This window comes from Variovorax sp. GW821-FHT09B05 (genome assembly GCF_059418265.1).
In genome coordinates, this window is the sequence record NZ_JBWKPN010000007.1 from 23,114 (window position 1) to 44,861 (window position 21,748).

Annotated in this window: 24 protein-coding genes; 14 read left to right on the plus strand and 10 right to left on the minus strand. The window is 69.9% G+C overall.

Annotation, left to right across the window (positions count from 1 at the left end; all coding sequences use genetic code 11):
• Window positions 1-18: 18 nt before the first annotated feature.
• Both AC07RM_RS19065 and AC07RM_RS19070 read right to left on the minus strand, forming a co-directional pair.
• Window positions 19-438 carry a DoxX family protein gene (locus tag AC07RM_RS19065; protein ID WP_093344361.1) on the minus strand — a complete coding sequence of 140 codons (420 nt, stop codon included), beginning with the start codon at window positions 436-438 and terminating at the stop codon, window positions 19-21.
• Window positions 439-542: 104 nt separating this feature from the next.
• On the minus strand, window positions 543-1,244 hold the full coding sequence (locus AC07RM_RS19070) for a pirin family protein (RefSeq protein WP_495335503.1): 702 nt from the start codon (window positions 1,242-1,244) through the stop codon (window positions 543-545).
• 165 nt (window positions 1,245-1,409) lie between these two features.
• Here AC07RM_RS19070 and AC07RM_RS19075 point away from each other — a divergent pair, with 165 nt between their 5' ends.
• The 4 genes from AC07RM_RS19075 (at window position 1,410) to trmB (ending at window position 5,283) form a co-directional block, all read left to right on the plus strand.
• Window positions 1,410-2,363, plus strand: coding sequence for a LysR family transcriptional regulator (locus AC07RM_RS19075; protein ID WP_093344364.1), 954 nt, complete (start codon window positions 1,410-1,412; stop codon window positions 2,361-2,363).
• A gap of 118 nt (window positions 2,364-2,481) precedes the next feature.
• Window positions 2,482-3,588: an NAD(P)/FAD-dependent oxidoreductase gene (locus AC07RM_RS19080; protein WP_495335504.1), complete on the plus strand. Its 1,107-nt coding sequence runs from the start codon at window positions 2,482-2,484 to the stop codon at window positions 3,586-3,588.
• Window positions 3,589-3,628: 40 nt separating this feature from the next.
• A complete protein-coding gene (gluQRS, locus tag AC07RM_RS19085) occupies window positions 3,629-4,543 on the plus strand; it encodes a tRNA glutamyl-Q(34) synthetase GluQRS (protein ID WP_495335505.1) in 915 nt (304 codons plus the stop codon).
• Window positions 4,540-5,283, plus strand: a complete 744-nt coding sequence (trmB, locus tag AC07RM_RS19090) for a tRNA (guanosine(46)-N7)-methyltransferase TrmB (protein WP_495335506.1) — start codon at window positions 4,540-4,542, stop codon at window positions 5,281-5,283. The genes gluQRS and trmB overlap by 4 nt, the downstream gene beginning before the upstream one ends.
• Window positions 5,284-5,295: 12 nt before the next feature.
• Here the strand turns inward: trmB and AC07RM_RS19095 are convergent, their stop codons facing one another.
• Window positions 5,296-5,769, minus strand: coding sequence for an energy transducer TonB (locus AC07RM_RS19095; RefSeq protein WP_495335507.1), 474 nt, complete (start codon window positions 5,767-5,769; stop codon window positions 5,296-5,298).
• A gap of 83 nt (window positions 5,770-5,852) precedes the next feature.
• Between AC07RM_RS19095 and AC07RM_RS19100 the strand changes: the two genes are divergently transcribed.
• Window positions 5,853-7,019 carry an ABC transporter substrate-binding protein gene (locus tag AC07RM_RS19100; protein ID WP_495335508.1) on the plus strand — a complete coding sequence of 389 codons (1,167 nt, stop codon included), beginning with the start codon at window positions 5,853-5,855 and terminating at the stop codon, window positions 7,017-7,019.
• A 4-nt stretch (window positions 7,020-7,023) separates the two neighbouring features.
• Here AC07RM_RS19100 and AC07RM_RS19105 read toward each other — a convergent pair whose 3' ends face one another.
• From AC07RM_RS19105 to AC07RM_RS19130, 6 genes are all read right to left on the minus strand, one after another.
• Window positions 7,024-7,698, minus strand: a complete 675-nt coding sequence (locus tag AC07RM_RS19105; protein ID WP_296785216.1) for a helix-turn-helix domain-containing protein — start codon at window positions 7,696-7,698, stop codon at window positions 7,024-7,026.
• 76 nt (window positions 7,699-7,774) lie between these two features.
• Window positions 7,775-8,179 (minus strand): cupin domain-containing protein, encoded by a 405-nt coding sequence (locus tag AC07RM_RS19110; protein WP_057597523.1) that lies wholly within the window; start codon window positions 8,177-8,179, stop codon window positions 7,775-7,777.
• Window positions 8,180-8,295: 116 nt separating this feature from the next.
• Window positions 8,296-8,907, minus strand: a complete 612-nt coding sequence (locus AC07RM_RS19115; RefSeq protein WP_495335509.1) for a DJ-1/PfpI family protein — start codon at window positions 8,905-8,907, stop codon at window positions 8,296-8,298.
• Between the two features lie 38 nt (window positions 8,908-8,945).
• Window positions 8,946-9,272: a ferredoxin family protein gene (locus AC07RM_RS19120; RefSeq protein WP_093344382.1), complete on the minus strand. Its 327-nt coding sequence runs from the start codon at window positions 9,270-9,272 to the stop codon at window positions 8,946-8,948.
• Window positions 9,273-9,282: 10 nt separating this feature from the next.
• A complete protein-coding gene (locus AC07RM_RS19125) occupies window positions 9,283-10,611 on the minus strand; it encodes an MFS transporter (RefSeq protein ID WP_093344384.1) in 1,329 nt (442 codons plus the stop codon).
• Window positions 10,612-10,949: 338 nt separating this feature from the next.
• Window positions 10,950-11,828: a LysR family transcriptional regulator gene (locus tag AC07RM_RS19130; protein ID WP_093344386.1), complete on the minus strand. Its 879-nt coding sequence runs from the start codon at window positions 11,826-11,828 to the stop codon at window positions 10,950-10,952.
• A gap of 123 nt (window positions 11,829-11,951) precedes the next feature.
• Here AC07RM_RS19130 and AC07RM_RS19135 point away from each other — a divergent pair, with 123 nt between their 5' ends.
• On the plus strand, window positions 11,952-12,503 hold the full coding sequence (locus AC07RM_RS19135; RefSeq protein WP_495335510.1) for a GNAT family N-acetyltransferase: 552 nt from the start codon (window positions 11,952-11,954) through the stop codon (window positions 12,501-12,503).
• A 3-nt stretch (window positions 12,504-12,506) separates the two neighbouring features.
• A complete protein-coding gene (locus AC07RM_RS19140; protein ID WP_495335511.1) occupies window positions 12,507-14,015 on the plus strand; it encodes an MFS transporter in 1,509 nt (502 codons plus the stop codon).
• Here the strand turns inward: AC07RM_RS19140 and AC07RM_RS19145 are convergent.
• Entirely contained in the window at window positions 13,991-14,710 is a 720-nt protein-coding gene (locus AC07RM_RS19145) for a Crp/Fnr family transcriptional regulator (RefSeq protein WP_495335512.1), read from the minus strand. The two genes, AC07RM_RS19140 and AC07RM_RS19145, sit on opposite strands and share 25 nt — an antisense overlap.
• A gap of 174 nt (window positions 14,711-14,884) precedes the next feature.
• Here AC07RM_RS19145 and AC07RM_RS19150 point away from each other — a divergent pair, with 174 nt between their 5' ends.
• The 7 genes from AC07RM_RS19150 to AC07RM_RS19180 all read left to right on the plus strand — a co-directional run bounded on the left by AC07RM_RS19150 (window position 14,885) and on the right by AC07RM_RS19180 (window position 21,716).
• The gene (locus tag AC07RM_RS19150; RefSeq protein ID WP_093344393.1) at window positions 14,885-15,475 is read left to right on the plus strand and encodes an HD domain-containing protein; all 591 of its coding nucleotides are present in this window, start codon (window positions 14,885-14,887) and stop codon (window positions 15,473-15,475) included.
• 26 nt (window positions 15,476-15,501) lie between these two features.
• The gene (locus tag AC07RM_RS19155) at window positions 15,502-16,269 is read left to right on the plus strand and encodes a class II aldolase/adducin family protein (protein WP_093344395.1); all 768 of its coding nucleotides are present in this window, start codon (window positions 15,502-15,504) and stop codon (window positions 16,267-16,269) included.
• 93 nt (window positions 16,270-16,362) lie between these two features.
• Window positions 16,363-17,241 carry a bile acid:sodium symporter family protein gene (locus AC07RM_RS19160; RefSeq protein ID WP_495335513.1) on the plus strand — a complete coding sequence of 293 codons (879 nt, stop codon included), beginning with the start codon at window positions 16,363-16,365 and terminating at the stop codon, window positions 17,239-17,241.
• A gap of 7 nt (window positions 17,242-17,248) precedes the next feature.
• Window positions 17,249-18,175: a LysR family transcriptional regulator gene (locus AC07RM_RS19165; protein WP_057597474.1), complete on the plus strand. Its 927-nt coding sequence runs from the start codon at window positions 17,249-17,251 to the stop codon at window positions 18,173-18,175.
• Between the two features lie 77 nt (window positions 18,176-18,252).
• Window positions 18,253-19,680, plus strand: coding sequence for an FAD-dependent tricarballylate dehydrogenase TcuA (tcuA, locus tag AC07RM_RS19170; protein ID WP_495335514.1), 1,428 nt, complete (start codon window positions 18,253-18,255; stop codon window positions 19,678-19,680).
• Window positions 19,664-20,893, plus strand: coding sequence for a tricarballylate utilization 4Fe-4S protein TcuB (gene tcuB / locus AC07RM_RS19175; protein ID WP_495335515.1), 1,230 nt, complete (start codon window positions 19,664-19,666; stop codon window positions 20,891-20,893). The genes tcuA and tcuB overlap by 17 nt, the downstream gene beginning before the upstream one ends.
• Before the next feature lie 34 nt (window positions 20,894-20,927).
• The gene (locus AC07RM_RS19180; RefSeq protein WP_495335516.1) at window positions 20,928-21,716 is read left to right on the plus strand and encodes a class II aldolase/adducin family protein; all 789 of its coding nucleotides are present in this window, start codon (window positions 20,928-20,930) and stop codon (window positions 21,714-21,716) included.
• Window positions 21,717-21,748: the final 32 nt, after the last annotated feature.

Sequence of the window (21,748 nt, forward strand, 5' to 3'; positions counted from 1 at the left end):
TGGATGGATGGGCGCGGCTCAGCGCTTGTCGATGCTGAAGCGGCCCGGGCCGAAGGCGGCGAAGGCGAGCAGGCCGCCGGCGATGGCCATGTTCTTGTTGAAGTTGATCTGCTGCATCATCTTCATCGCGTCGGGCACGGCCCAGTACTTGTGGAAGAACAGCGCGGTCACGACGGTGAAGATGGCCATGACGATCGCGGTCCAGCGGGTCTTGAAGCCCAGCAGCAGCGCGATGCCCAGGCCGAGTTCGATGACGATCGCGACCGCGGCGGCCACCTCGGGCAGCGGCAGGCCGGCCGAGGTGATGTAGCCCACGGTGCCGCCGAAGCCCATGAGCTTGCCGATGCCGGCCGGGATGAACAGGTAGGCGATCAGGATGCGGCCGATCAGCGCGAGCGTGTCCTGCGCGCCGTTGGGGGTTGCGGTGGTAGTGGTCATTGCTGGGAACTCCTCTGTGGTTGTGGATCGGGAAACGGGGAAAAACAAGGAGGGTGAGCAGGAAGACGCGCCCCGCGAACAGGGTGCCTCCCCTTCTACACCGCTCAGGCGGCCAGGTCGAACACCAGCACCTCGGCGTCCTTGCCGGCGGCCAGCGTCAGTTGCGATTCGCCTTCGAGCAGCGCGGCGTCGCCGCCCGCGAGCTTGCGGCCATTGACCTCAAGCTCGCCGCGCACCAGGTGCACGTAGCCCTTGCGCTTCGGATCGAGCGCGAGGCTCGCGCGCTCGTCGCCATCGAGCAGGCCCGCGAACAGGCGCGCATCGGCATGCACCGTCACCGAGCCGTCGGCGCCGTCGGGCGAGGCCACCAGGCGCAGCTTGCCGCGCTTCTCGGCGGCATCGAAGCGCTTCTGCTCGTAGCCGGGCTCGATGCCGCGCACATTGGGCTGGATCCAGATCTGCAGGAAGTGCGTGGTCTCGTCGGCCTTGTGGTTGAACTCGCTGTGCATCACGCCGCGGCCGGCGCTCATGCGCTGCACGTCGCCGGGCGGGATCGATTCCACGTTGCCCATGCTGTCCTTGTGCGCCAGCTCGCCCGAAAGCACGTAGCTGATGATCTCCATGTCCTTGTGGCCATGGGTGCCGAAGCCGGCACCGGCGGCCACGCGGTCCTCGTTGATCACGCGCAGGTTGCCGAAGCCCATGTGGGCCGGGTCGTAGTAGTTGGCGAAGGAAAAGCTGTGGAACGAGCGCAGCCAGCCGTGGTCGGCATAACCGCGTTCCTGGGATTTACGAACTTGCAACATCGTCGGACTCCTTGAGCCGGGCCCCGTGGGGGGAACCTTCGGCCTTCTTCGTATGCCGCGCCGGATGCGCAGCGGATGGGAAGAACTTTAGGCCCGCGCCCCCGAGGGAAAAGCGCCGCGCTTTGATGGCATCATTCAAATTTTTTGAACGATGGAGCCGCGACCATGCCCAGCCCCCGCGACGTGCTGACCCCCGATGCGCTGGCCATGCTGCAGACCGTGGCCCACACCGGCAGCTTCGCCGCGGCGGCGCGCGCGCTCGACCTGGTGCCCAGCGCGCTGAGCTACCGCGTGCGCCAGATCGAGGACGCGCTCGACGTGCTGCTGTTCGACCGCAGCGCACGGCAGGCGAAATTGACCGAGGCCGGCGCCGAACTGCTGCGCGAGGCGGCGCGGTTGCTCGGCGAGATCGACGCCGTGGCCAACCGCGTGAAGCGCGTGGCCACCGGCTGGGAGCCGATGCTCACGATCGCGGTCGACAGCGTGATCGCGCGCGATCCGCTGCTCGACCTCGCCACCGCCTTCTTCGCGCTCGAGCCGCCAACGCGCCTGAAGCTGCGCGACGAGACCCTGCTCGGCACCATCGAGGCGCTGACCAGCGGCGAGGCCGACCTCGCGATCGGCGCGGTGCTCGATGCCGCCAGCCTGGCCCTGACCGCCACCGGCCTGCGCAGCCGGCCGCTGGGCACCTTGCGCTTCGTCTATGCGATGGCGCCGCACCATCCGCTCGCGCGGCTCGAGGAGCCCCTGAGCGACGCGGTGCTGCGCCAGTACCGCGCCGTGGCCGCGGCCGACTCGGCGCGCAGCAGTCCCGGCCTCACGGTCAACCTGGTCGGCGGGCAGGACGTGCTGACGGTGCCGACCATGCAGGCCAAGCTCGCGGCGCAGCTGCACGGCCTGGGCGGCGGCTTCCTGCCCGAGCCGATGGCGCGGCCCTACATCGAGGCCGGCCACCTGGTCGAGCGCCGCACCGAGCGCCAGCCGCCGCTGGGCACCATGCACTGCGCCTGGCGCGTGCGCGCGGCCGGCAAGCCCGGGCGCGCGCTCGAATGGTGGCTCGCGCAGTTCGAACACGAGGGCACGCGGCTCGCGCTGCTCGAACGCCATCGCGGCCGCTGATGCCCGCGCGGCGCGCATCGTCGTTTGCCCCAGGGTGGCTGCGGCGCGCGCGAAGACCGGGTTAGAGTCGGCGCAGCATCCAACCGTCTTCACCTCGTCACAAGAAAAGGGTCCAGCAATGACCACTCGTCCTCGCGCCAAGGCAGACCGCCACCGAACCCCGGCCCCCTCCCCCGACACGGCCTCCGCCGCCGCGCCGCGCCACTACGCCGTCGTCGGCGCCGGCATGGCCGGCGTGGCGTGCGCGCGCACGCTGGCGCAGGCCGGCCACCGCGTCACGCTGTTCGAGCGCGGCGACGGAGCGGGCGGCCGCATGGCCAGCGTCGACACCGCCTTCGGCCGCTTCGACAGCGGCGCGCAGTACTTCACCGTGCGCGACGCGCGCTTCGCGCTGGCGCTCGAGACCGTGCCCGGCCTGTGCCGGCGCTGGAGCGCCAACCTCGTGCGCGTGCTCGATGCCCATGGCCGCGTGGCCGAGGCCGCGCTGCCCTCGCTCGAATCGCACTGGGTGGCCCAGCCCGGCATGGACTCGCTGGTGGCGCAATGGGCCCGGCCGCTGGGCGACAGCCTGGTCACCGGCACGCAGGTCACGCGCATCGAGCCCGACGCGCTCGATGCCGCGCGCTGGCAGCTGCGCACCGCCGGTGCCGGCGACTCGCAGCGCGTGTACTCGGGCTTCGACGCGGTGCTGCTCGCGGTGCCGCCTTCGCGCGCCCGCGCGCTGCTCGAGGACGGCAAGCTGTCCCGCAGCATCAGCCGCCAGGTCGAGCCGGTGCGCATCGCGCCGTGCTGGACGCTGATGATCGCCTTCCCGCAGGCCAACCAGCCGACCATGTCGCACCTCGGCCCGCAATGGAATGCCGCGCGCAGCACGCACCACCGCGTGGCCTGGCTGGCGCGCGAATCGTCCAAGCCCGGCCGCGAACGCATCGAGCGCTGGACCCTGCAGGCCAGCGCCACCTGGTCGCAGGAACACCTGCGCGACGACGCGCCGCGCATCGAGGCCAAGCTGCTGCGCGCCTTCTCCGAGATCACCGGCATCCATGCCACGCCGGCCCATGCGCAGGCGCTGTGCTGGACCGAGGCCCAGACCCAGGTGCCGGTGGGCCAGAGCCACCTGTGGGACGCCAAGGCGCGCATCGGCGTGGCCGGCGACTGGTGCATCGGCCACCGCGTCGAGGACGCCTTCGTCTCGGGCCTGTCGCTCGCGCTCGCGGCGCTGTAGTTCGCGTTCCGGGGCCGGCCGCGGCCCCTTGCTGTTCTTCATGCCTCCCGTCGGCCGCTTCGCTCCCTCGCCCACCGGCCCGCTGCACGCGGGCTCGCTGGTCGCCGCGCTCGCGAGCTGGCTCGACGTGCGTGCGCGCGGCCCGCGGGCGCGCTGGCTGGTGCGCATCGAGGACGCCGACACCGAGCGCTGCCTGCCGGGCATGGGCGAGCGCATCCTGCGCCAGCTGGCCGACTGCGCGCTGATCCCCGACGAGGAACCCGTGTGGCAGACCGCGCGCACCGCGCGCTACGAGGCGGCGCTGGCGCGCCTGCGCGAACGCGGCCTCGCCTACCCCTGCGGCTGCTCGCGCAAGGACATCGACGCCGCGCTCGCGCGGCTCGGCCAGCAGCACGAGCGCCATGGCGAGCGCGTCTACCCCGGCACCTGCCGCGACGGCCTGCATGGCAAGCCCGCACGCGCCTGGCGCTTCGCCACGCAGAAGTTCGAGGCCGCGGCGTCGGGCGAACTCCACTGGACCGATCGCCGCCTCGGCGCGCAAAGCCAGGACGTGGGCCGCGAGGTCGGCGACTTCGTGCTGCGCCGTGCCGACGGCCCCTGGGCCTACCAGCTCGCGGTGGTGGTCGACGATGCCGACCAGGGCGTGAGCGACGTGGTGCGTGGCGAGGACCTGGCCGACAACACGGCGCGCCAGATCCTGCTGCAGCGCGCGCTCGGCCTGCCGACGCCGCGCTACCTGCACACGCCGCTGGTGCGCGGCGCCGACGGCCACAAGCTCTCGAAGCAGAACGGCGCGGCGGCCTTCGACACCGCCACCCCCGAGGCCGCGCGCGCCGCGCTCGATGCCGCGGCGCGCGTGCTCGGCCTGGGCCCGGCCGCGGGCGCTTCGTGCGCCGAGGCGCTGGCCGGCTGGGTGCCCGCATGGCGCGCTCTCTACAATTCGCGGCCGCAATGACCTCTCCCGACACCGTGTCCCACGACCTTCCGCCCGCCGCCGACGACGCAGGCGACAGCACCTCGCCCCATCCGCTGCACCGCCGCCTCAAGAGCTTCGTGAAGCGCGGCGGCCGCACCACCGACGGCCAGGCACGCGCCTTCGCCGAGCTGGGCCCGCTGTTCCTGCTGCCCTACCGCGAGGAGACGCTGGACCTGGCCGCGGCCTTCGGCCGCGAGGCGCCGACCGTGCTCGAGATCGGCTTCGGCATGGGCGAGGCCACGGCCCACATCGCGACCGTGCGGCCCGACACCAACTTCCTCTGCTGCGAGGTGCACGAGCCCGGCGTGGGCGCGCTGCTCAAGCGCATCGGCGAGCAGAGCATCCCGAACATCCGCATCTGCGCGCACGATGCCGTCGAGGTGCTCGACCACATGCTGCAGCCCGCCACGCTGGCCGGCGTGCACGTGTTCTTTCCCGATCCCTGGCACAAGAAGCGCCACAACAAGCGCCGGCTGATCCAGGCCGAGTTCGTGACCAAGCTCGCGCAGCACCTGCGCCCCGGCGGCTACATCCACTGCGCCACCGACTGGCAGCCCTATGCCGAGCAGATGCTCGAGGTGCTGTCGGCCGAGCCGCTGCTGCGCAACACCGCCGCCGACTACGCGCCCAAGCCCGACTACCGGCCGCTGACCAAGTTCGAGAACCGCGGCCTCAAGCTGGGCCACGGAGTCTGGGACCTGGTGTTCGAGCGCGCCTGAGCGCGCCCTGCGTCAGTCCTCGACCACGAAGCGGAACGGTAGCCGCATCGCGCTGCGCAGGCCCTGGCCGTTCGCGTCGCGCGCCGGTTCGAAGCGCCAGGCTTCGAGCGACTTCGTCACCACCTGCGACAGCAGCGGATGCGGCGAGCTGACGATCCGGACGCGGTCGGCGCGCCCCTCGGGGTTCACGTCGAAGGCCGCGACCACCGTGCCCGCCACGCCCTGCTCGGCCAGTTGCGAGGGATAGCTCGGGATCGAGCGCCGCAGCACGCGCGCGTCGGACACCGGCGCCGGCCGCCGCGCCGGTGTCGGATCCGCCATGGGCGGGGGCGCGATCGTGGGCGGCGCGGCGATCTCCAGCACCGGCGTCCCGGTCCCGCCCTGCGAGAAGCCGGCATCCCGTGCCTCCGGCGCCCTGTTCCTGGCCAGGTCGGTGCAACCGGCCACCACGGCACATCCCAGTGCCAGCACAGCGATCTTGTTCATGCCAGCGATTCTGCAGTGCGCAAAACTTCCCGCCGGGCATCCAAATTGCTACACTTTTTTACTATTTTGAGCAAAGGTGTCCGATGAACGACGCACGCAGACAGTGGCTGATCAAGACGGGCGCCCTGTTGGCCCTGGGCACGGCCGGGCCGCGCGCGTTCGCGCAAACCACCCGCGCGGCCGCGGCCGGCGGCGCCCGCGTGGTGCTGCTGGGCCAGTCGGTGCCGCTGACCGGCACGGCCGGCGAGATCGGCCTGGCCTTCGCGGCCGGCAGCCGGCTCGCGGTGAGCGACTTCAACGAACGCAATGCCGCCAGCGGCCTGCAGCTCAAGCTGCTGCAGCTCGACGACGGCTACGACGCGAGCCGCGCGGCGGCCAACGCCCGCACCCTGCTGTCGCGCGACAAGGCCGACATGCTGTTCGGCTTCGTCGGCACCGCCAGCAGCAATGCCGGCGCCGAGGTCGCCACCCAGCAGGGCAGCCTGCTGTTCGCGCCCTTCGCGGCCTCGGACACCTTGCGCGGCCCCGCGCATCCCAACGTGTTCCATGTGCGCCCCGGCATGATCGACGAGGCGCTGAAGATCGTGCGCCAGTGCGCCACCGTGGGGCAGACCCGCATCGCATTGGTCGGCGACGACGACGCGATGGGCCATGCCGGCCTCGCGGCGGTGCAGCAGGCCGTGAGCGAACTCAAGCTGCCGCCGCTGGTCGCCACCGCGCTGGTGCCCGCGGGCGGCGGCAAGCCGCTCGAGGATGCGCTCAAGGCGGTGCAGAAGCCCTCGCCCCAGGCCATCGTGCTGGTGTCGCTCTCGGGCACCACGGCCAATGCCATCCGCGCGCTGCGCAAGAGCGGCTACACCGGCAGCTTCATGGCCTTCTCGATCGTGGGCATCGATCCGCTCTACGCCGAGCTCGGCAAGGACATCGGCGGCATCGTGATCTCGCAGGTCGTGCCCTCGCCGCGGCCCTCGGCGATCCCGATCGTCAAGGAGTACCGCGCCGCGGTCGACAACTCCGACCAGGCGCCCTCTTACGAAGGCCTCGAGGGCTTCATCGCCGCCAAGACCGTGGGCGAGGCGGTGCGCCGCGCGGGCCGCGGCTTCACGCCGCAGAGCCTGCTGCGCGTGATGAGCGCGATGACCGACTACGACGTCGGCGGCTTCCGCATCAACCTGCGCCCGGGCCTGCGCGACAACGTGCGCAACATCGACCTGATCAGCATCTCGGCCGACGGTCGCGTTCTGCGCTGAGGCTTCAGGCCAGGTTCGGGTGGTAGCCCACGGGCGAATAGATCACCACCAGCGCCGTGGCCGGCCCCGCGAGCGCATGCCCGCGGTGCGGGATGCGCGCGTCGAAATGCAGCGTGTCGCCGGGCTCGAGGATGAACTTGTCGACCCCGACCTGCCACTCCACGCGGCCCGTGAGCACATGCATCATCTCCTCGCCCTCGTGCTCGAAGAACACAAACTTGTCGACCTTGTCGGGGAAGGTGAACAGGAAGGGCTGCAGCGCGCGGTCGGTGGTGGCGTCGGTCAGCGCGAAGTAGTCGTAGCCGAAGGCGCTGCCGCCCATCACGGTCGGGCGCTTGTCGGCATGCCGCACCAGGCTCACGCCGCGCCAGCTCTGCTGCGCATGCGTGTTGTCGGTCAGCAGGCTCGCGGCCTCGATGCCCAGCACGCTCGCGATGCGCGCCAGCGAGCCGATCGGCGGCACCTTCTGGCCGCTCTCGATGCGCGAGAGATAGGCCTTTCCGAAGCCGGCCTGCTCGGCCAGCGCCGCGAGCGTGAGGCCCGCCTCGAGGCGCCGCTGCTTGAGGCGCACGCCGAGGTCCACATGGGCCGGCACCTCGGCGGGGGCCGCTGCAACGGCGGCAGCGGCGGGGGCCGCCGCGCGCTTGGGCGCGCGGGCGGTTTTCTTTGAAGCAACCATGCTCCGAATTTAACGGAACCGGTTTACCTGCCGGCACACCCGGTTGCCCGGATGGCCGGCACCGCGCGAGAAGAACTCAGTTCTTGTCGGCTTCGAAGCCCGCCGCGTTGAAGAACACATTGGGCTTGCGATAGATCGCGAGGATGGTGCAGCCCTCGTCGGAGCGCGTCTCGTGCAGCGAGCCCGGCTGGCGCCAGACGAACTGGCCCGCGCGGCAGATGCCGTCGTGGTCCGAGAACGAACCCTCGAGCACCCAGCTCTGCTCGATCTCGGGATGCTTGTGGAACGGCAGCACCGCGCCGGGTTCCCACTTGAGCAGCACCGTCATCTCGCCCGATGCGTCGTTGCGGTAGAGCACCTTCATCTGGATCTTCGGAAACTGCGAGGGCCGCCATTCGAGCGTGGCGGGATCGACGTAGACGGAACCACCGATGGTGGGTTGCAGCTTGCCGGAGAGGCGTTCCTTGAAGACGGCGGACATGGTGTTTGACTCCTGTGGATGAATGGATGGGTGGGGGACGGGGACATCGCCGCAGCGGGTGGATTCGATTCTAGATCGAAGTTTCCCATTAGACAACTTTTGGAAATCGAAAGCGCTCAGACCGCGAAGCGCAGCCGGTTGGCCTCGCGCGCGGCGCCGTATTCCATGATCCGGGCCACCTCGGCCGCGGGTGCGGGGCCGAAGCGTTTCTCGATCAGGTACAGCACGGCGTCGATGCACAGCGTGACGCCGCCGCCGGTGACCACGCGGCCGTTGTCGACCACGAGCGCGGGCTCGGTGCGGATCGCCGGATAGCGTTGCCGCAACTCATCGAGCGGCGAGGTCTCGGGTGGCACCACCTCGAACTTGGTGGTCGCGCGCAGGCCGTCGAGCACGCCGGCCTCGGCCAGGATCATCGCGCCGGTGCAGACCGAGCAGACCAGCGCTTCGGGCGCCACGCGGCGCACGAACTCGAGCACGCGCGCGTCCTGCGAAGCAGCGCGCCAGCCGGGCCCGCCGGGCACCAGCAGCACGTCGACCTCGCGCACTTCCTCGAAGCTTTTGTTCGGCAGCACCTGCAGCCCGTTGGCGAGCGTGACCGGCGCGCGGTCGAAGGACACGGTCTGGTAGCCGAGCTCGGGGATCACGCGCCGCGCCATCGAGACCACGCCGATGGCGGCGAGGTCGACGGGCTCGATGCCCTCGTAGAGCAGGAAGGTCATGTGCATTCGCGGGTCTTTCGTTCTGGATGAAAAGGCGTTGGGGTTCATGGTTCGAGGATCAGGCGCTCGCGCTTGGCGGTGTCGAAGGCATGCGCGTCGGCATCGGCCAGCGGCCGGGTGTCGGCCGCCACCGGCCACTGCGCCGCGAGCCGCGCATTGAGCGCGATCCAGTCGCGCTGGTCGGGCGCGAGGTCGGCCGCGGGATGGATCGCCTGCACCGGGCACACCATCTCGCACAGGCCGCAGTTGGCGCAGGCGCGCGGGTCGATGACCACGAAGTTCGGTCCTTCGTGGAAGGCGTTCTGCGGGCACACCGACACGCACTCGCCATAGCGGCATGCGATGCAGGCTTCTGTGACGACGAAGGTCATGCGGCCGCGCTCAGAAGTTGCGCACCGAGTCGTCGCGCGTCTCGTGCGCGAAGAAGGCCGCCACCAGGGTCACGCAGGCCAGGCCGATCAGCATGATCGACACGCCCGCGGTGCCGCCGAGCTTGCCCACCAGCAGGGTGGCGAGGATCGGCGCCAGCCCGCCGCCGAGCGCGGCCGACACCTGGAAGCCGAACGAGGCGCCGGTGTAGCGCACGCGTGCGCCGAACAACTCGGGAAAGTAGGTGGCCTGCGGGCCGAACATCAGGCCGTGGCCGAAGCTCAGCGCCACCGCGGTCGCGGCGATGATGATCCACGGATCGCGCGTGTCCACCAGCCAGAACAGCGGGAACGCGAAGACGATGGTGAAGAGCGTGCCCGCGAAGTAGAACGGGCGGCGGCCGATGATGTCCGACAGCCAGCCGAACAGCGGAATCGTCACCACCTCGATCGCCGCCGCGACCATGATCGCGTTGAGCAGCATCTCCTTGGGCAGGCCGAGGTTCTTGGTCGCGTAGACCACCATGAACACCGTGAGCATGTAGACCCACGAGACCTCGCAGATCTTCAGGCCCACCGCGATCAGGAAGTTCTTCGGGTCGCGGAACACGGCCTCGGCGAAGGGGTTGCGCGCGATCTCCTTCTTGGCCTTCATCTCGAGGAACACCGGCGACTCCGACACCCGCGTGCGGATGAAGGCACCGAGCGCCACCAGCACCACGCTCAGCAGGAAGGGCACGCGCCAGCCCCAGGCCATGAAGTCCTCCTCGGGCAAGGTCGACACCATCGAGTACACGCCGGCCGACAGGATCAGGCCGATCGGGAAACCGACCTGCACCAGGCTGCCGCAGAGCCCGCGCCGGCGCTTCGGCGCATGCTCGAGCACCATCAGCGCCGCCCCGCCCCACTCGCCGCCCAGGCCGATGCCCTGCACGATGCGCAGCACGATCAAGAGGATCGGCGCCCAGACGCCGATCTGCTGGTAGGTCGGCAGCAGGCCGATGGCGAAGGTGCCGAGTCCCATGATCGCGAGCGTCAGCAGCAGCATCGACTTGCGGCCCAGCCGGTCGCCGAAGTAGCCGAACACCGCGCCGCCGAAGGGCCGCGCGAAGAAGCCCACGGCCGCGCTGCCCAGTGCGGCCAGCGTGCCCATCAGCGGGTCGTCGGCGGGAAAGAAGATCTTGTTGAAGACCAGCGCAGCGGCGGTGCCGTAGATCAGGAAGTCGTACCACTCGATGATGGTTCCGACCGAGCTGGCGAACACGACACGGCTGACTTCGGAGCTGTCGGTCTCGGCCGACCGTCCCTCCTGGGCCAGCGCGGGATTTGCGGGGTGATTCATGGTGGTGGCTCTCCGATGCGAGGTTGATGGCTCTGCTGACGGGGACCGCCCGCCTCGAGGGCGGCGGCGGCGTGGGTTGCCCGTTTTCGTGCACGGGCGGTGAAGCTGCTCGAAGATTAGTTTTGTTTCCCAATGGGAAACATATCGCTTTCCCTGAGAAGCAAAATCCACCGCTTCAGGGGTAAATCCTGTATCAGGAGTTGCCCATATTTGGTGAATAAGTTTCCCATCGGGCTACTTCTTCGCAAGAGCCATGCCACCGGACAGGCGTGCGCAGGCCGCCGCCCGCGGGCGGAATGCATCGGTTCAGGAAGGTCGGGGCGAAGCCGCGCGGCGGTTCAGGCCGTGCTGTCGAGCAGCAGCTCCGCGAAGCGCTGCTGCACGTAGCGCGCGGTGGCGCCCAGCGGCCGCCCCTGCAGCCACAGCATGCGCACCGACAGCCGTGGCAGTGCCAGCGCGGGGCACGGCAGTTCCTTGAGGGCCTGGCGGTAGCCCTCGTAGTGCGCGATGTTGACCGGCAGCACGGCCCACCCGAGCTTGTCGGCCACCATCTCGGCCGTGCTGTAGAAGCTGTCGGAGCGCCAGACGCGCGGGCTGTAGGCCACCTCGTGCACGTCGTCCGCATGCATCAGCAGCTGCCGGTGCCCGACCAGGTCCTTGCGCCGCACGGTGCGGCCGTCGGCCAGCGGATGGTCGACCGCCACGAACACGCCCTGCGGCACGCTGCCGATGCGGCGCAGCTCGAAGCAGGCGCGCGCCGGGCCGCGGTCGAAATGGAAGGCCACGCTCGCGCGCTCCTGCTCCACGTAGTCGGCCACCTCGGTGGCGGTGCCGTTGAGCAGCGTGAGCTCGAGGCTCGGGTACTTCACCGAGATCTCGCGCAACAGCGTGGCGATGGCGGTGTACGGCAGCGCCTCGTCGAAGGCCATCGAGAGCGCGGCCTCGCTGCCGTCGTGCAGCGAACGCGCGCGCTGGTCGAGCTGCTCGGCCTGGCGCAGCAGCTCGCGCGCCTCGAGCAGCAGCACCTGCCCCGCCTCGGACAGCTGCGCATTGCGCCGCGAGCGATCGAACAGCGCCACGCCGAGGTCGGCCTCGAGCAGGCCGATGGCCGTGCTGACGGCCGACTGCGCCTTGCCGAGCCGGCGCGCGGCCGCCGAGAACGAGCCGCAGTCGGCGGTGGTGACGAACTGGCGCAACTGGTCGACGGTCCATTCCATGGCACGGCCTCTTCTATCTATTTATCAGATGGGTTTCATCTTTATTCATCCATTCTATTGAAGCAAGATCGGCGGTCCAGGCGAGGCGACCTCGCCCCGCCCTGAAAAGAGAAGTCCGTTCGCATGCCGATCTCCCGTCTCGCGATGCCCCGCATCCACACCGACCCCCTGACCCTGCGCTGGTGCCACGACCCCGCGCAGGAAGCCGCCATCGCCGCGCTGTTCATGCGCCAGCTGAGCCCGCGCTACATCTCGCATTCCGAGCTGCAGGGCGCGCGCGCCGTCGCGCCCGGCGAATGGCGCCGCGACCTGCCCGAAGTGCTGCGCGCCGAACTGCGCGAAACGCTCGCGCTGCCGCCGGCCACGGCCGTCTCGCTGATCGCCACCGCGCATGCCGGCGATGCGCTGGCCGCGATCGCGCTGGTGTCCGTCGACGAGGCCCGGCGCGCCGCGCGCGCCTTCGCCACGCTCGACGACCTCGTGGTCGATGCGCCGTTCCAGTCGGCCGGCGTCGGCGGCCAGCTGTTCGACTGGGTCTGCGCCGAACTGCGGCAGCGCGGCATCGCACGCCTGTTCCTCGAGAGCGGCATCGGCAACCAGGGCGCGCACCGCTTCTTCGAGGCGCGCGGCTGCACGCCGGTCTCGGTCACGATGCTCAAGGAACTGGAGGCCTGAGCGATGAATCCGGTGTTCAGGAAATGGATCACCCTGGTGATCGTCTCGATGGCGCTGCTGCTGATCGTGGTCGACATGACCGTGCTCTACACGGCGCTGCCCACGCTCACGCACGACCTCGCGGCCTCCTCGTCCGAGAAGCTCTGGATCGTCAACGCCTACACGGTGGTGGTGTCGGGCTTCCTGCTCGGCATGGGCGCGCTCGGCGACCGCGTGGGCTACAAGCGCATGTTCCTCGCGGGCCTGATCGTCTTCGGCGTGGCCTCGCTGTGCGCCGCCTATGCCGGCAGCCCCGCGGCGCTGATCGCGGCGCGCGGCCTGCTGGGCGTGGGCGCCTCGATGATGATGCCGGCCACGCTGGCCATCATCCGGCTCGCCTTCGCCGACGAGCGCGAGCGCGCGGTCGCCATCGGCGTCTGGGCCTCGGTCGCCTCGGGCGGCGCCGCGTTCGGCCCGGTGGTCGGCGGCGTGCTGCTCGAGTACTTCTGGTGGGGCTCCGTGTTCCTCATCAACGTGCCCGTGGTGGTGCTCGCACTGGTGCTCGGCGCCTGGCTGCTGCCGGGGCGGCGCGCGGGCGCCACCGCGCAGCCGAAGCCCTTCGACGTCCTCGGCTCGGTGCAGGTGTTCGTGGCGCTGGTCTGCCTGGTGCTCGCGATCAAGGAATTCGCAAAGCCCGTGCCCTCGGGCCTCGCGATGGGCATCAGCGCCACCGCGAGCCTGCTGGCCATGGCGCTGTTCGTGCGGCGCCAGCGGCGCAGCGCGAGCCCGCTGGTCGACTTCCGGCTGTTCCGCGACCCGTATTTCTCGGGCGGCGTGATCGCGGCCATCGTGGCCTCGGTGGCGCTGATCGGCGTCGAGCTGGTGTTCAGCCAGCGGCTGCAGCTGGTGACCGGCCTCTCGCCGCTGCAGGCCGGCCTGACGATCCTGCCGGTGCCGCTCGCCGCCTTCGTGGCGGGGCCGCTCGCGGGCATGGTGCTGTCGCGCACCGGCTCGCGCCCGCTGATCCTCGGCGGCCTGCTGGCCACGGCGCTCTCGCTGTGCGGGCTCGCGCTGGCCGTCGATGCCACGGGCGTGCTCAAGCTCGCGGTGCTGGTGCTGCTGGGCCTGGGCGTGGGCGCGACCATCACGGCGGCCTCGAACGCGATCATGAACAACGCGCCGGCCGAACACGCGGGCATGGCGGCGTCGATCGAGGAGGTGTCGTACGAGCTGGGCGGCGTGCTCGGCATCGCGCTGCTCGGCAGCGTGCTCTCGTCGACCTACACGGCCACGCTGGCCATTCCCGACACGCTGGCGGTGCCGGCCTCGGCGCGCGACGGCATTGACGGCGCGCTGCTCGCGGCCGAGACGCTGCCCACGCAGATCGGCACGCAGCTGGTGACGCTCGCGCACACGGCCTTCGACCAGGCCTTCTTCGCGGTGATGGCCGTGGCCATGGCGATCGTCGTCGCGGCGGCCTGTTCGGTGGCGCTGCTGGGCCGGCGCGTTCAGCCGGCGCGCACCAGCTGCTGAAGCGCGTCGAGCGACACCAGCTCGATGCGCCCGTAGCCCAGCGCGACCACGCCCTCGCCCGCCAGCGCGTTGAGTTCCTTCGACAGCGTCTGGCGCGTCACGCCGAGCATCATCGCCAGCGCTTCCTGCGGCAGCGCCACGCGCTGGCGCGTGTGCTGCGACTGCGTGGCATCGCCGCGCGCCAGCACCAGCAGGCGGTGCGCGACGCGCGCGCGCAGGCTGCGCAGCGTGGCGTCCTCGGCCAGGCCGTAGAGCATGCGCACGCGCGCGGCCAGCATGGCGGCGATCGCGTTGGCGAACACAACGTCGCGCATCAGCTGGCCGAAGGACTGCGGCGAAATCACGAGCAGGTCGAGCGCCTCGAGCGCGGTGGCATCGTGGGTGCGCGGCGAGCCGTCGATCAGCGTGATCTCGCCGAACCAGTTGCCGGGCTCGAGCACCGCGAGGATCGCCTCGCGACCGTCCTGGCGCAGCGACGATATCTTGATGGTGCCCGCCGCCAGCCCGAAGAAGCCGCCGTCGGCGATCACCGGATCGCCCTGGCGGAACACCATGGCGCCGCGCCGCAGGTGGATCAGCTCGGCCGCGCCCAGCAGGTTCTCGCGCTGCGCGCGCGGCATGCTCATGAACCAGGGGTTGGACTCCATCGCCGCGCGGTGGGCGGCGGACAGGCGCGGTTTGGCGGGAGCGGACATGCGGTGCGGCGGTGGCCGGAAAAAGGTGGAGGCCGATGGCGCGAGACAAGTCGGCGACAGGCGCGGGCGGGGTTTACCAGCAGCCTCAATTGTCAAATTCTTGACAGTTGAGCGTCAAGCCCGGGTCTACAGTGCCCTCACCTACGAACGAGAGACCCACCGGAGACGACAACGATGAATGCACGGGCAAGCTTCAAGACCATGCAGGACAGCACGCGCGAGGACTGGCAGCTGATCGGCGGCGAATTCATGCAGTTCACGCGCGGCCTGCCGGAGCGCGTGATCAAGCACCTGCAGATCCTCGAGGGCGACTACGGCGGCTTTCCGGTCGACCGCTACACCCACTCGCTGCAGACCGCCACGCGCGCGCTGCGCGACGGCCGCGACGAGGAGTACGTGGTGTGCGCGCTGCTGCACGACATCGGCGACACGCTCGGCAGCTTCAACCATCCCGACATCGCCGCCGCGATCCTCAAGCCCTTCGTGAGCGAGGCCAACCACTGGATGGTGCAGAACCATGGCATCTTCCAGGGCCACTACTTCTTCCACCACATCGGCCTGGACCGCGACATGCGCGACAACTTCCGCGACCATCCGCACTACGAGCGCACGGCCGAGTTCTGCGCGCTCTACGACAACCCGGCCTTCGACCCGAAGGCCGAGACCCTGCCGATCGCCGAATTCGAACCGCTGCTGCGGCGCGTGATGGCGCAGCCCAAGCAGAGCATCTACAAGTCGGCGCTGAAGGAGCCGGCCACGGCCTGAACCCATACCTCCAAAGGACCCACACCATGAACGCCACCACCCAATCCGAAGTCCAGAAGCTCGTCTCCGCCGAGGAATGGCAATTGCGCGTCGACCTCGCCGCCTGCTACCGCCTCGTGGCGCTGTACGGCTGGAGCGATCTCGTGTTCACCCACATCAGCGCGCGCGTGCCCGGCCCCGAGCACCACTTCCTGATCAATCCCTACGGCCTGATGTTCGACGAGATCACGGCCTCGAGCCTGGTCAAGGTCGACCAGCAGTGCAACAAGATCATCGACTCGCCCTACCCCGTGAACCCGGCCGGCTTCGTGATCCACAGCGCCGTGCATGCCGCGCGCGAGGACATCCAGTGCGTGCTGCACACGCACACCAAGGCCGGCATCGCGGTCAGCGCGCAGAAGAACGGCGTGCTGCCGATCAGCCAGCAGTCGACCTTCGTGCTGGCCTCGCTGGCCTATCACGACTACGAGGGCGTGGCCTTCCGCGACGACGAGAAGCCGCGGCTGCAGGCCGACATGGGCCACGCGAACTTCCTGATGCTGCGCAACCACGGCCTGCTGACCTGCGGCAAGACCATTGCCGACGCGTTCCTTTCGATGTACACCTTCGAGAACACCTGCCAGATCCAGATCGCGGCCCAATCGGGCGGCAGCGAACTCACGCACGTGAACCCGCAGATCATCGAAGGCGTGGGCCAGGCCATGAAGGTGCAAAGCGGCGGCCTCGGCGGCATGTTCGTCTGGCCCTCGCTGATCCGCAAACTCGACCGCATCGACGACAGCTACAAAAACTAAGACGCGTCGACCCCGGTTTCCCAGGCTGCCAGCACCCGCGCGACGGGGGCCGGCAGCCATTTTTTTAGAACGACGAATGAGGAGACAAGACCCATGGACGCCACGCTCATCGTGACCCGCTTCCTGTTCGGCGCGCTCGCGCTCGTGATGTTCGGGCTCGGGCTGTCGCTCTCGCTCGACGACTTCCGGCGCCTGTTCCAGCATCCGAAGGCCGTGACCATCGCGCTGCTGCTGCAGGTCATCGGCCTGCCGCTGGCCTGCTACGCGATCATCGTGGGCTTCGGGCTCTCGCCGGTGTTCGCGATCGGGCTCATGCTGCTCGCGGCCTCGCCCGGCGGCATCTCGGCCAACCTGTTCTCGCACCTGTTCGGCGGCAACGTGGCAATGAACATCTCGCTCACGGCCGTCAACACGCTGCTGTCGATCGTCACGCTGCCGCTGATCGCCAACTGGGCCATCAACCATTTCGCGCAGAGCGGCCAGGTGGTGCCGCTGCAGACGCGCAAGCTGGTCGAGGTGATCGCCATCGTGCTGATCCCGGTGGCCATCGGCATGTTCGTGGCCTCGCGCCGGCCCGGCTTCGCGGCGCGCATGGAGAAGCCGACCAAGATCTTCAGCGGCGTGGTGCTCGCGGTGGTCACGGTGCTGGCGATCGCGAACGAGTGGAAGACCATGGCCGCCACCTTCGCCGAGATCGGCCTGCCGGTGGTGCTGTTCAACGTGCTGAGCCTGCTCGCGGGCTACTACCTGAGCCGCGCCGCGGGCCTCGAGAAGCCGCTGGCCACCGCCATCAGCTACGAGATCGGCATCCACAACTCCACCTTGGCGATCTTCGTCGCGGTCAGCGTGCTCGGCAGCTTCCAGCTCGCGCTGCCGGCCGCGGTGTATTCGGTGGCGATGTACGTCACCGCCCCGCTGTTCGGATGGTTGCTGCTGCGCCGCCGCGCACCCGAGGTGGCGCCTGCGCGATGATGCGCGCATGGAACTGAGGCAACTGCGCTACTTCGTCAAGGTCTGCGAACTGCGCAGCATGGGCCGCGCGGCGGTCGAGCTCGGCGTGGTCACCTCGGCGCTGAGCCAGCAGATCAGCCGGCTCGAGAGCGAGCTCGCCACCCGCCTGCTGCAGCGCAGCTCCACGGGCGTCACGCCCACCGATGCCGGCCTGGCCTTCCTGCAGCAGGCCCAGCTCACGCTGCGCCATGCCGACGACGCGGTGCGCGCGGCGCAGCAGGCGCGGCTGTCGGGCCATGTCAGCGTGGGCCTCGCGCCCACCACCGCCACCGTGCTCGGCGTGCCGCTGATGCGCGCCATGCAGGAACGCTATCCCGAGGTGCGGCTGCACATGGTCGAGGCGCTGTCGGGCCATCTCACGACCATGCTGCATGCGCGCCAGCTCGACCTGGCCGTGCTGTTCCAGACCGACACGCCGCGGCGCTGGAGCGTCTCGCCGCTGCTGGCCGAGAAGCTCTTCGTGGTCGCCTCGCCCACGCTCGCCAGGCGCCCCATGGGCACCAAGGTGCGGCTCTCGCAGCTGGCCGAGGTGCCGCTGATCCTGCCGAGCGGCAGCCACGGCCTGCGCGCCACGCTGATGGCGGCCTTCCTGCGCGCGCGCGTGCAGCCGAACATCGTGGCCGAGGTCGACGGCCTCGCGCTGCTGATGGACGCGGTGCGCGCCGGCTACGGCGCCACCGTGCAGCCCGGCGCCGCCACCGCGCGCCACGACCGCGACGACCTCGAGCTCACGCAGATCGCCGATGCCCACGTGGGCCGGCGCAACCTGCTCGTGAGCCTGTCGGACGACGAGCTCTCGCCGGCCGCGCTGGCCACGCGCGTGGTGGTCGCCGACACCGCGCGCAGCCTCGTTCGCGACGGCCGCTGGACCGGCGCCAGTCTTCTCGAAAACTGAACACCCGTTGCCGCTTTCGGCCTTTCGCGTGAAGGCCGCGCTGCCTAAAGTCTCCTGGATTCCAAGGAGACCCACGAGTGATAGACGTACTGGTTGTCGGCGGCGGCAATGCCGCGCTGTGCGCCGCCCTGATGGCGCGCGAGGCCGGCGCTTCGGTGCTGCTGCTGGAGGCCTCGCCCAAGGCATGGCGCGGCGGCAATTCGCAACACACCCGCAACCTGCGCTGCATGCACGACGCGCCGCAGGACGTGCTGGTCGATGCCTATCCTGAAGAGGAGTACTGGCAGGACCTGCTGAAGGTGACGGGCGGCCTCACCGACGAGCACCTCGCGCGGCTCGTGATCCGCGCCTCGTCGAACTGCCGCGACTGGATGCGCGGCCACGGCGTGCACTTCCAGCCGCCGCTGTCAGGCGCGCTGCACGTGGCGCGCACCAATGCCTTCTTCATGGGCGGTGGCAAGGCGCTGGTCAATGCCTATTTCCGCAGCGCCGAACGGCTCGGCGTGCAGATCCGCTACGACACGCCCGTGGCCTCGGTCGAGCTCGACGGCGAGCGCTTCGTGGCCGTGCGCACCGAGGCCGGCGAACGCATCGCGGCGAAGAGCTGCGTGCTCGCGGCCGGCGGCTTCGAGTCGAACCGCGAATGGCTGCGCGAGGCCTGGGGCCAGAACGAGCGCGGCGAATGGCCGGCCGACAACTTCCTGATCCGCGGCACGCGCTTCAACCAGGGCGTGCTGCTCAAGCACATGATCGCCGCGGGCGCCGACAGCATCGGCGATCCCTCTCAGGGCCACATGGTCGCCATCGACGCGCGCGCGCCGCTCTACGACGGCGGCATCTGCACGCGCATCGACTGCGTCTCGCTCGGCGTGGTGGTCAACCGCGAAGCCCGGCGCTTCTACGACGAGGGCGAGGACTTCTGGCCCAAGCGCTATGCGATCTGGGGCCGGCTGGTGGCGCAGCAACCGGGGCAGATCGCCTGGTCGATCATCGACCAGAAGGCGGTCGGCCGATTCATGCCGCCGGTGTTCACCGGCACGCAGGCGAGCACGCTCGGCGAACTCGCGCAGAAGATCGGCCTGGACGAAGCCACCTTCGTGCGCACCGTGCAGGACTACAACGCCGCCTGCCGCGTCGGTCGCTTCGACCACACCGCGCTCGACGACTGCCATACCGAGGGCCTCGCGCCCGCCAAGACGCACTGGGCCCGCCCGCTCGACACCGCGCCCTTCCACGCCTACCCCGTGCGCCCCGGCATCACCTTCACCTACCTGGGCCTGAAGGTGGACGAGACCGCGGCCGTGCGCTTCGGCGGCCGGCCCAGCCCCAACCTGTTCGTGGCCGGCGAAATGATGGCCGGCAACGTGCTCGGCAAGGGCTACACGGCGGGCGTCGGCATGAGCATCGGCACGGCCTTCGGCCGCATCGCCGGCACCCAGGCTGCGCGCGCGGCCCGGCATCTTTCGAAGCATTCCCCGGAGACCCCTCTTGCAGCAGCTCACTGATCTCGTCGCCCGCGCGCGTGCCGATGCGGACGGCATCGGCGCCACCCCGTCGCGCGTGATCCCGATCCAGCCCGCCCTTCCGCTGACCGCCCCCGAGGGCGAGGTCGCGCGCATCCTGCAGATCTGCAACGCCTGCCGCTACTGCGAGGGCTTCTGCGCCGTGTTCCCCGCGATGACGCGGCGCCTCGAGTTCGGCAAGGCCGACACGCACTACCTGGCCAACCTCTGCCACAACTGCGGCGCCTGCCTGCATGCCTGCCAGTACGCGCCGCCGCACGAGTTCGCGGTCAACGTGCCGCAGGCCATGGCCCAGGTGCGCATGCAGACCTACCACGACTACGCCTGGCCCGCCGCGATGGGCTCGCTCTACGAGAAGGCGGGGCTCACGGTCGCGCTGGCCCTGGCCGGCGGCCTCGCGCTGTTCCTCGTGCTCGCGGTCGCGATGAGCGGCTCGCTGCTGCACGAGCCGCTGGCCGGCAACTTCTACGCGATCTTCCCGCACAACTTCCTCGCGCTGCTGTTCGGCGCGGTGTCGCTGTTCGTGCTGCTCGCGCTGGCGCTGGGCGTGCGGCGCTTCTGGCGCGAGGTCTCGCCGGCCAACGACCCCGGCAACGCGCCGGCGATGGCGGGCGTGCGCGGGCCCGCGAGCGCGGAAGCGGCGCACGATGCGCTGCGCCTCAAGTACCTCGGCGGCGGCCATGGCGAGGGCTGCAACAACGAGGACGACCACTTCACGCTGTGGCGCCGGCGCTTCCACCACTTCACCTTCTACGGCTTCATGCTGTGCTTCGCCTCGACCTGCGTGGCCACGCTCTACCACTACCTGTTCGACCTGCATGCGCCCTATGCGCTGACCAGCCTGCCGGTGCTGCTGGGCACCGCGGGCGGCATCGGCCTGGTGGTCGGCCCGATCGGCCTCTTGTGGCTCAACCTGCGGCGCGACCCGGCGCATGGCGACGTCGCGCAGCGGCCCATGGACCGCGGCTTCATCGCGCTGCTGCTGCTGACCAGCCTCACGGGCCTGGCGCTGCTGGCCTGGCGCGACACGCGATTCATGGCGCTGCTGCTCGCGGTGCACCTGGGCGTGGTGATGGCGCTGTTCCTCACGCTGCCCTACGGCAAGTTCGCGCACGGCATCTTCCGCTGCGCGGCGCTCTTGAAGTTCGCGATCGAGAAGCGCCTGCCCAGCCGCCTGCGGCTTGGCACCGACTGAACCCACACCCGATATCGAAGAAAGGACCTCCGCGATGACGAACCCTGGCGTGCTCCAGATCCCCTCCATGAAGGACCAGTGCTCCCCCGCCGAATGGCAGGCGCGCATCGACCTCGCCGCCTGCTACCGGCTGGTCGACCTCTACGGCATGTCCGACATGATGGCCAACCACATCTCCTCGCACGTGCCCGGCGAGAAGGGCGCCTTCCTCATCAACCCCTACGGGATGATGTACGAGGAGATCACGGCCTCGAGCCTGATCAAGGTCGACCAGGACGGCAACATCCTGTCCTCGCCCGACTTCGGCGAGCTGAACTACGGCATCAACAAGGCCGGCTACGTGATCCACAGCGCGGTGCATGCCGCGCGGCCCGACGTGGCCTGCGTGATCCACACCCACAGCTGGGCCTCGATGGCGGTGTCCTCGCTCGAATGCGGGCTGCTGCCGCTCACGCAGACCGCGATGCGCTTCCTCAAGATCGGCTACCACGACTACCAGGGCGTGGTGCTGAACACCGCCGAGCAGGCCTCGCTGCTGGAAGACCTGGGCGACCGCGAGGCCGTGATCTTCCGCAACCACGGCGCGCTGGTGGTGGGCCGCAGCGTGGGCGAGACCTTCAACTGGATGCACCGGCTCGAGCTGGCCTGCCGCGCGCAGATCGGCGCGATGTCGTGCAACACGCCGCTCAAGGCCGTGCCGCAGAGCGTGCTCGAGGAAACCTGGAACAACTACCAGCCCGGCACGCGCCGCCCCTACGGGCTCATGGAATGGCCGGCGCTGCTGCGCAAGCTCGACCGCATGGATCCGGGCTTCCGCGACTGAAGCACCCGCCTCCCCCGAAGAACCAAGACGAC